Below are 9,760 nucleotides of genomic sequence, written 5' to 3' on the forward strand. Positions count from 1 at the left end.
TTTATGAAGACGTTTAGCCACTTCCTATCGAATCCAGTGGATTTATTTTCAAAATCCTCTAGCAATATTTTTTGAAAATGTCCCCTTGACTTTTCATAGTTGGTCTTTAATTGCAATAACAATACAAAAGCAATAGTGAATGATCGTGTCTAAAGGAGGAGAAAGAAGAAAGGAAGACTCCCTTTCTTCTTTACTCCATGTTTCCTAAAGTAGCTGCCATAACCGCTTTAATTGTATGCATTCTATTTTCAGCTTGATCAAATACTTTTGAATGTTTACTGCGGAATACTTCGTCAGTTACCTCCATTTCTTTCAACCCATATTTCTCATAAACTTCTTCGCCATACATCGTTTCAACATCATGAAATGCAGGTAAACAATGTAAGAAAATTACGTTTTCATTCCCTGTTGCTTTAATCATTTTCATATTTACTTGATAAGGTTTCAATAACTCGACACGTTCAGCAAATTTTTCTTCTTCCCCCATAGACACCCATACATCTGTATAAATTACATCTGCACTTGCAACAGCTTCTTCCACATTACTTGTTATCATTACTTGTTCATTATATTTTTTTGCTAAATCAATTACTTCTTGTGCAGGCCATAAAGATTCCGGTGTACAAATACGTACATCCATTCCAACGATTGCTCCACCAACTAGTAAGCTATTAGCAACATTATTTCGCCCATCGCCAACGTAAACGAGCTTCACATTTTTCAATTTCCCTATATGTTCTCTAATTGTTAATAAATCTGCTAGTGTTTGTGTTGGATGCCACATATCCGTTAATCCATTCCAAACTGGCACACCAGAATTTTGTGCTAAAGATTCTACAGTTTCATGATTAAATCCACGAAACTCAATTCCGTCAAACATACGCCCTAACACTTTTGCTGTATCCTCTACAGATTCTTTTTTCCCAAGTTGAATATCACCTTTCCCTAAATATTCAGGATTTGCCCCTAAATCTGTACATGCTACTGTAAATGCACAACGCGTACGAGTAGAAGTTTTTTCAAATAAGAGCGCTACATTTTTACCTTCTAAATAATGATGCGGGATACCATTTTTCTTTTTCTCTTTTAATTCTGCTGCCAAATCTAGAAAATATAACAATTCTTCTTGTGTAAAATCTTTTTCTGCTAGAAAGCTTCTTCCTTTTAAATTTGGTCTAGTCATTAACATAATTCATCCCTACTTTCTCCGTTATTTATACTAAATATCTTTACGAACAATTGGCATACTCATGCAACGTGGACCCCCACGACCACGAGATAATTCCGAACTTAGAACCTCAATCACTTCTATACCGTGTTCCCGTAATAACGTATTAGATACATAGTTGCGATCATATGTAACAACTACACCTGGCGCGATTGCTAATGTGTTCGAGCCATCATTCCATTGTTCACGAGCAGAAGCAATTACATCTCCTCCTCCACATGGAATAAGAACTAATTCACTTAAGCCTAATACCTCTTTTAATGCTTCCATTAAAGAAGTACGATGTGTAATTTTAAGAGTTTCCTCATCTGATCCTTTTTCTAAAATATAAATATTCATATTCCCTTTTGGCCCTTGAATGGCTGGGTGAATTGTAAACTTGTCATAATCAACCATTGTAAATACTGTATCTAAATGCATAAATGCTCGACATTTTGGAATTTCTATTGCTAACACTTTCTTAATTTTATTTTGTCGGCTAAAGAGATTTTTAGCTAAACGTTCAATTGCTTTAGCTGAAGTACGAGCAGATACTCCAATCGCAATTGTTTCTTCATTTAAAATTAGCTCGTCGCCACCTTCAATTGGAAATTTATAATCACGATCTAACCAGATTGGTACATTATGTTTTGCAAATCTTGGATGATATTTAATGATGTACTCCATGAATAATGATTCACGTCTACGCGCTGGTTCTCTCATCTTATTTATCGTTAAGCCATCGCCCACGCTAGCTGCTGGATCACGAGTAAAATATAAATTAGGCATTGGATCTAAGTAAAACGGATAGTGATCTTCCATTAATTCATATAAATGTGTCTTCTTACTTGTTTCAATTTCGTTTTTCCGTACACCGCCCATAATTTTTTGAATTAATTCTTCATTTGAAAAGGAAAGTAAATATTCTTTTAAAGTTTGATGTGCAACATTTACGTCGGCCTGTCCTTCTTTTAAAATACGATCAACAAATTCTTCTCGAAGTTTTTTATCTACTAACGCCTCAGCGGCTAGTTTTTCTAAATAAAGAACTTCAACACCCCGATTGCGTAACGTTTGTGCAAAATAATCATGCTCTTTTTGAATAATTGGTAAGTATGGAATATCGTCAAATAATAATTGCTGCAAATAATCTGGCGTCAAGTTTTCCACTTCTTTACCTGGTCGTTTTAATAAAACCGTTTGTAATTCCCCAATTTCTGAAGTAACATGTATCGGATGTTTCATTTGTTGTACCTCCTTTTAAATATGTTTGATGTCTTACAAGTACATAATAAATGCTCTGTACTTTCATCTTTGTGAAAGCATCCACATTATCATTGTGAAATATTAAACAAGTTATTTTTTTAAAATCATACGAATATGTATTTTTATAACAAACTATCTTGCTTTCTCAATAAAAAATACATATATTACGCATATATGTTGAATATTTAACTTCCGTATTTAAACAAAAATCCTGTTTTTAATTTTATTAAAAACAGGATTTTTGCATCTAAATAATTAAATTTAATCTTTCTTCTATAATCTCCCTATCTGATTTCGACTGTGAAATTATAAGGCATGTATCATTTCCACATATACATCCTATTTTTTCTTTCCAATCTAACTCATCAAATAAAACACTAATAACATGTGCATTACCAGGTAATGTTTTAATAACCATTAATTGATCTACACAATCAATTTTCACAACCACTTCTCGTAATTTTTTCTTTAACTTTATATCAGTTTGTACATGCTCTTCTGAGAAAACTTTATATATCATTAATCCTTCTTGAGAAGGTACCTTCGTTAAGTTTAACTCACGAATATCGCGAGAAACCGTAGCTTGTGTTACTAATACATCTTTTTTTGCTAACAATTCTACTAATCTTTCTTGCTTATCTATTTCATACTCCTTTACAAATTGTTTAATTAACCGTTGTCTTTTTTCTTTTTTCATAAAAGACACCCCTTTTAATATTATAGCTCGCTATAATTTTCATCCGAAAGGGACAGAAAACAATGTTGCGGAAACGTTCATAGTTTAACTGTAAATATTAAATCAAGCTAAATAAAAAAGAGAAGAACAATATTCTGTTCTTCCTTTTACATTGAAAATCGTTCAATTGTTTGTTTCAAATCAGTTGCTTGCTTCTCTAAATCCTTTAATAATTGATCGATTACTATCATATTTTTAGACTGTTGTAGCGTCACACGTGCTACTTCTTGCGAACCAGCTGACGTTTCTTCAGCAATTGCTGCTACAGCTTTTGTTTGTGCTCCTGTTTGATGAATGTGGCTCACTTGTTCATTCATATAACTACTAATTTGCTGAGTTGCATCGGCTACTTCCATAACACTTGATGACATTTCTTTTAAAATTAATTCCGTAGCTTCCCCACGTTTCGCCTCTTCTTTAGCTATTTTCACTTGTTCTGTCATTTTCATTGCAACTTGTTGTACTTCATCTTGCATATTCCGTAATAACTGCGATATGTTTCTTGCAGAATGATCACTTTCATCAGCAAGTTTACGTACTTCTTCCGCAACAACCGCAAAGCCTCTTCCATGCTCTCCTGCGCGAGCTGCCTCAATAGAAGCATTTAGTGCTAATAAATTCGTTTGGCTAGCAATCGCACTCACAACAGACACAATATGTTCTACTTGTTTCATTCGTTCTTCTAACTTCTGTACATTTTGCATTGAATCTTCATTTTCTTTTGCCAATGTTTGAATACCTTGAATTAAAGACGTAAAGACACGAGTACTATGCCCTAAAGCTTCAACCATTTCTGAAGACAATGTATCAGACTGCTTCGCTTTTTCTTCTACTTCACTTGCAATAGAAGTCGTTGTATCAACAGCAGAAACAATTGCTTGAATTGATGCCGCTGATTGCTCAGCGCCTGAAGAAATCTCTGCAAGTGTCTCAGATACACCTTGCGCTTGTCTCGTTGCTTCGCCTGTTTGTTTTCTAATCTGCTGTACTTGATTATTTGTATACGAAAATGTTGTATCAATATTTTTTACCATGCCCCTTAAGTTTCCTAACATCATATTAAATGCAACACTTAAAGATTTAATTTCATCATCTGTCTTCGGTAATGGAACATCTTCACGAATATCACCCTCAGCTGCTTTTCTTGCCGCTTCCTCTAACTTGCGAAGCGGTTTAATTAAAAATACGGCTGCTCCATATGCTAAAATTCCAGACCATACTACCCCTAATAACATAACGATAATATTATATACAGTTTGACTTACATAACTTTGAAAATAATCGTATATCACGTAAATAAAAAATATACTTGTTGAATATGTAATGAAAGCTAAAACTGTAGTGAATAGCATAAGTTGTGTACGTAATCCAAAAGAAAATGTTTTTCTTTCTTTTTCCATCTTCCCTTTCCCCCTTTTTATAAGCAATATAAATACTACCTATATATTATTATCCATATTTTCATTATAGAAGGATATAGAGATTTTAAAAAATATTATTTCTTTGAATATCAAATTGCACGAAAAAAATAAAGGATTCTGACAATTTGTGACTAATAACAGAAATACGGGGCAACATTTGTAAAATATATTTTTAACTGGGGGTTTTGTATGATTCAAGTTCGAAATCTAGTAAAATCATTCGGTTCACTTGATGTGTTAAAAGGAATTGATTTAGAAGTAAAAGAAAAAGAAGTTGTTGTTTTAATTGGTGCCAGTGATTCTGGTAAAAGTACATTACTTCGCTGTCTTAACTTTTTAGAAATGTACGATGAAGGCGAAATTCACTTACAAGGTGAGCGAATTGACCCAAAGCATTCAAATTTAAATAAAGTCCGTGAAAATGTCGGTATGGTTTTTCAGCACTTTAACCTCTTTCCTCATATGACCTCACTAGAAAACATCATAGAAGCACCTATTCACGTAAAAAAATTAGAGAAAGCAAATGCAAAGGATATTGGAACTCAACTTCTCCAAAAAGTCGGCCTTCAAGATAAAGCGGATGTAACTCCTCATCTTCTTTCAGGTGGTCAAAAACAGCGCATTGCCATTGCACGAGCTCTTGCAATGAGCCCTAAGATTATGCTATTTGATGAGCCTACCTCAGCTTTAGACCCTGAACTTGTTGGAGAAGTATTGCAAGTTATGAAAGAACTTGCTGAAGAAGGGATGACAATGGTTATTGTTACTCATGAAATGAATTTCGCAAAAGATGTAGCTGATCGCGTCATCTTTATGGATGATGGAAAGATTGTAGAAGATGCTCCGCCAGCACAATTCTTTTCAGCTCCATCACATGAACGGGCAAAATAATTTTTACGCAACGTTTTATAATGTAACTTTTGTTTCAAACGAAAAGGAATACATTCATACGGTGCACAACTGATCATCCAAATAAAATATTTCAATAACATACTAAAAAACCATCCGTATGATCAATATATAGGAGGGGTTTTATGAAAAGAAAACTATTAACCATTGTTGCTAGCATTACACTATGCACATCTTTCATACTAGGAGCTTGTAGCAAAGAAAGCTCTACTACTTCATCAAATGGTGAAAAAGAATTTCGCTATGCGATGAGTGGATTATACAAACCTTTTAACTATAAAGAAAATGACGGCAAACTTGTCGGTTTTGATGTAGAAATCGGTGAAGCTCTTGCTAAAAAGATGAACATGAAGGCTACGCCAGTTACAAACCCATGGGAAACGCTGATTCAAGGTCTTCAAGCGAAGAAATATGATGTAATACTGGGTAGTATGGCAATTACAGAGGAGCGCTTAAAAGCTGTTAGTTTCTCAAATCCGTACTATCGCTCTGGCGCCCAAATTTTTGTAGCTAAAAAGAATAACGCTATCTCTTCTCCAGAAGATTTAAAAGGTAAGAAAATTGGTGTTGTAAAAGCTAGTACCTTTAAAAATCTTGTTGCAAAATATACGGATCAAATCACAGAATATGACAGCGATATTACTGCTCTTATGGATTTAGAGCATGGGCGTGTTGACGCAGTAATTACGGATCAAATGGTTGGTCTACGTATGATAAAAGAAGGAAAATCGAATATAAAAGAAGCCGGAAAACCATTAAATCTTGATGAAATGGGAATTGCTATTCGCAAAGATGATAAAGAAATGGTTGAGAAAGTAAATAAAGCGTTAGATGAAATCATTAAAGATGGTACGTATGAAAAGATTAGTAAAAAATGGTTCGGGCGTAATATTCTCGGTGAAGAGGAAAAAACGAAGTAAGTTAGCCATTCAAAAGATTCATAAACAATGCCCCACTGATTAAATGTTCATTTTATGTGGGGCATTTCATTCTCTACTAAAATCTATACAATATGAGGTGAAACGCATGTTTGAAATTTTTATCTCTTCCTATCCCACACTCTTAAAGGCTACTATTGTCACATTACAATTAACATTAACTTCCCTAGTACTCGGTTCATTAATTGGATTATTATTCGCTTTCTTTCGAATCTCTAACAATAAAGTTTTAAATAGTATCGCTCATGTCTACATTGCTATTATTCGTGGTACACCTTTAATTGTTCAAATTGCCATTCTATATTTTGGAATTACATCCGTTGTTGTTTTCACCCCTTTTTGGGCAGGTGCAATCGCTTTAGCAATTCATAACGGTGCATATATTACGGAAATTTTCCGTGGATCTATTCAATCCGTTGACCGGGGACAATTAGAAGCAGCTCGCTCTTTAGGCATGCCTTATCCTTTAGCTATGCGACGAATTATATTACCACAAGCATTTCGTCTGTCTCTTCCTCCTCTAGGAAACCAATTTATTATCGGATTAAAAGATTCTTCACTTGTTGCTTATGTAGGAATGTCCGAATTATGGGGTTCAGGTTTATCAATTGCAGCAGGTAACTTCCAACAATTAGATACTTACATAATCGTTGGTGCATACTATCTCGTACTTGTTCTTCTATTTACTTATTTTGTTAATCTTTTAGAAAAACGATTACAACGAAAAGAAACTAACTCCGTCCAAGTCCATAAAAGGAACAAAAAGGAAGTTTCTTTATAAGAAAAAGCAAGCCTGAGATGGCTTGCTTTTTCATTGCAAAAATATATTAATTTTTACTGATTTACTTTTTTAATACTCTTTTCTTCTTCTATATGTTCCTCACGATATGAAATATTATGAGGATCTAGTCCATTTCCTAAAGAACCATAGAAATGCTCTCTATGCGGATCCACTAATTCACTTCCTTGATAATACACACGTGGTGTATTCCATAGCGCTGCCAAAGCTTTTGTCATCGGCATCTCATGATAGCGTTCCGGCCACATTTCTTTAATCTTCTCTTTTACTAGCGGATAGTATTTAGAACTCATAGCAGGAAACAGATGATGTTCTGTATGATATGAGAAATTGAAATGTAAAACGTCTACCCAGCGCGGCACTGTTACTGACAAACAGTTTGCTAACGGATCATTTACTGGAACAATTGGATTTAAGCGGTGATTTGTTGCGATATATGCCATTACAATAAAGTTAGCAATTAACAACGGAATGACATATGCAAATAACCATTTTCCAGGTCCCATAATAAACAATAAACTAATCCAAACTGTCCAAGGCAAAAGAAGTTGAAGCCATACAGATTTTTGATTGGATGACTTGAACTCTTTTATAAAATGAAAGAACATTCGAGTCGAATGCAATGTAAATTGAATTGTTAGTGACAGAAAACTAAAGAATGAACGTACATGTAAAGGCATACGATATACCCAACTCAAAAACTTACTCTTCTTAAGTTTCTCAAGTGTCGGCCATGCATCTGGATCATTCTCTTCATGCTGTGTATGAACATGATGCGTTGCATTATGCCACTTTCTCCAAAGCTTTGGCCCTGTTGATAATGGCATAAATGCAATCGCGCCTAAGAAGTCACGAAGCCATGCCTTTCTTACAACAGTTCCATGTAAAATTTCATGCCCTAAAAATCCTAGTGAAGCAAAACATAATCCAAGAACAATCGCAATTCCTAGATTCGCCCACACATTCAATTCAAATACACCAATCGATATTAACCCCGCCAATGCCACAAGCAAATAAGCCAGTCCACCAAATAAACGAGTAGGCACTGGTTTAAATGCTTTTTTCGGCAAATGTGGTGATACACGTGCTGCATACCACCCAAACGTATGAAGCTCCTTCATCCTTTTGCTCCTTTCTTATGCCGCGCCTTGCGCAACTTACATATATCAATTCTTGCTTCCAGATTGATTTTACTAGATGATCCAAAAAGCATCTATTATAAGGAAAATATACTCACTCTATCGTCACTTATTTTTCGCTTTTATTATCAATGAAAAACATTTCTCTTTTTACTCTCTATCAACCTTTCCACATGATGAATCATAACAATAGAATTTCTATATTGTCAACACCTTTTATGACCTAGTAATAAAAGGTGGTTATATTTTTATAATCATACTTTATTTCACTAAAGAAAATGTATAGATTCCATAAGGATTTACCCACTATATATAGACATTTTCTTAAACGCCATAGACTCTATCTCATTCAATAACTCCCTATGTAATCAACAAACAGAATCCCTTGAATTTAGTTTTATATAAATCCTACCACTTCATAATGCCCCATCTAATTAATTATATTAAAATAATTTATAACCTCTTTTAATAAAAATAGACTACTTCTAAAACAACACACATGAATTTCATATAATATGGAAATATTAAAAGGAAAATTGTTCTAAAATCAGGAGGCTTCCGCAATGACAAGTGATACATTTCCACAACTGCCGCTATCTTATTGGATTGAATCTACTCAGTTTCCTACTTTCCCTCGTTTATCCGAAAATATAAAGACGAAAGTTGCTATTATCGGTGCTGGTATTACAGGTATTACTACCGCCTATTTACTTGCAAAAGAAGACATCGATGTTGTTTTAATTGATTCTGGTCGTATTTTAAATGGAACAACTGAGCATACAACAGCGAAAGTAACAGCACAACATGATCTTATTTATGATGAATTAATAAATCATTTCGGTGTAGAAAAGGCCGGGCTTTACTATGAATCAAATAATCAGGCTCTACAATTCATAAATGAAACTGTTCAAACATATAAAATCGACTGTAATTTCTCAAATGAAGATTCATATTTATATACAACTACCGATAACGGATTAAGAAATTTAACGAAAGAATATGAAGCTTATCAAAAATTAAATATACCTTGTGACTATGTTCAATCTCTATCGATTCCTATTCCAGTACAATCTGCACTTGTAATGAAAAATCAAGCACAATTCCATCCCCTTCTTTATTTAAAAACACTTTTAGAAAAGTTTGTGGAGATGGGCGGAAAGCTCTACGAACAAACAACAGCTATGGATGTGGAAAAGGGAGATTATCCACAAATAATTACAAAAGAGGGCCATCATACATGCCCATCAACTTAAAAATCTTCACTACCCCCAAGTGTAAAAAAACGTTATTCTTTCTAAAAAAGCTAGACTAGAAAGGATGACGTTTTCTTATGAATCTCTCGATT

At 34.1% G+C, this 9,760-nt stretch carries 7 protein-coding genes and 3 pseudogenes; 4 read left to right on the forward strand and 6 right to left on the reverse strand.

The genetic code is table 11. The annotated features are described in order from the left end of the window. Positions 1–190: 190 nt before the first annotated feature. From argF to MR168_RS34005, 5 genes and pseudogenes are all read right to left on the reverse strand, one after another. Complete coding sequence (gene argF, locus MR168_RS30615) at positions 191–1,189, reverse strand: ornithine carbamoyltransferase (protein WP_000930291.1); 999 nt, start codon at positions 1,187–1,189, stop codon at positions 191–193. A gap of 30 nt (positions 1,190–1,219) precedes the next feature. Beyond that, entirely contained in the window at positions 1,220–2,452 is a 1,233-nt protein-coding gene (gene arcA / locus MR168_RS30620; protein ID WP_000682331.1) for an arginine deiminase, read from the reverse strand. A gap of 268 nt (positions 2,453–2,720) precedes the next feature. Continuing rightward, entirely contained in the window at positions 2,721–3,170 is a 450-nt protein-coding gene (argR, locus tag MR168_RS30625) for an arginine repressor (RefSeq protein ID WP_086411524.1), read from the reverse strand. 146 nt (positions 3,171–3,316) lie between these two features. After that, positions 3,317–3,889, reverse strand: a pseudogene (locus tag MR168_RS34000) (methyl-accepting chemotaxis protein); the annotation flags it as partial. A 369-nt stretch (positions 3,890–4,258) separates the two neighbouring features. Continuing rightward, a pseudogene (locus tag MR168_RS34005) lies at positions 4,259–4,609 on the reverse strand (HAMP domain-containing protein); the annotation flags it as partial. Positions 4,610–4,819: 210 nt separating this feature from the next. Here MR168_RS34005 and MR168_RS30635 point away from each other — a divergent pair. From MR168_RS30635 to MR168_RS30645, 3 genes are all read left to right on the forward strand, one after another. Continuing rightward, entirely contained in the window at positions 4,820–5,521 is a 702-nt protein-coding gene (locus MR168_RS30635) for an amino acid ABC transporter ATP-binding protein (protein ID WP_086412116.1), read from the forward strand. Between the two features lie 143 nt (positions 5,522–5,664). Beyond that, the gene (locus MR168_RS30640; protein ID WP_086412115.1) at positions 5,665–6,459 is read left to right on the forward strand and encodes an ABC transporter substrate-binding protein; all 795 of its coding nucleotides are present in this window, start codon (positions 5,665–5,667) and stop codon (positions 6,457–6,459) included. Between the two features lie 43 nt (positions 6,460–6,502). After that, positions 6,503–7,258: an amino acid ABC transporter permease gene (locus MR168_RS30645; RefSeq protein WP_116269189.1), complete on the forward strand. Its 756-nt coding sequence runs from the start codon at positions 6,503–6,505 to the stop codon at positions 7,256–7,258. A gap of 53 nt (positions 7,259–7,311) precedes the next feature. On the opposite strand, the gene desB is transcribed toward MR168_RS30645, so the two are convergent. After that, complete coding sequence (gene desB / locus MR168_RS30650) at positions 7,312–8,397, reverse strand: Delta(10) desaturase DesB (protein ID WP_000661226.1); 1,086 nt, start codon at positions 8,395–8,397, stop codon at positions 7,312–7,314. 581 nt (positions 8,398–8,978) lie between these two features. Here desB and MR168_RS30655 point away from each other — a divergent pair. Beyond that, a pseudogene (locus MR168_RS30655) lies at positions 8,979–9,656 on the forward strand (NAD(P)/FAD-dependent oxidoreductase); the annotation flags it as partial. Positions 9,657–9,760 lie beyond the last annotated feature (104 nt).

The organism is Bacillus cereus group sp. BfR-BA-01356 (genome assembly GCF_022663635.1).
GTDB classification, from domain to species: Bacteria; Bacillota; Bacilli; order Bacillales; family Bacillaceae_G; genus Bacillus_A; species Bacillus_A cereus.

Coding starts and splice junctions, on each gene's coding strand:
- MR168_RS30635 (WP_086412116.1), top strand. CDS start 4,820: ATGATTCAAGTTCGAAATCTAGTAAAATCATTCGGTTCACTTGATGTG.
- MR168_RS30645 (WP_116269189.1), top strand. CDS start 6,503: ATGTTCATTTTATGTGGGGCATTTCATTCTCTACTAAAATCTATACAA.
- desB (WP_000661226.1), bottom strand. CDS start 8,397: ATGAAGGAGCTTCATACGTTTGGGTGGTATGCAGCACGTGTATCACCA.
- arcA (WP_000682331.1), bottom strand. CDS start 2,452: ATGAAACATCCGATACATGTTACTTCAGAAATTGGGGAATTACAAACG.
- MR168_RS30640 (WP_086412115.1), top strand. CDS start 5,665: ATGAAAAGAAAACTATTAACCATTGTTGCTAGCATTACACTATGCACA.
- argR (WP_086411524.1), bottom strand. CDS start 3,170: ATGAAAAAAGAAAAAAGACAACGGTTAATTAAACAATTTGTAAAGGAG.
- argF (WP_000930291.1), bottom strand. CDS start 1,189: ATGTTAATGACTAGACCAAATTTAAAAGGAAGAAGCTTTCTAGCAGAA.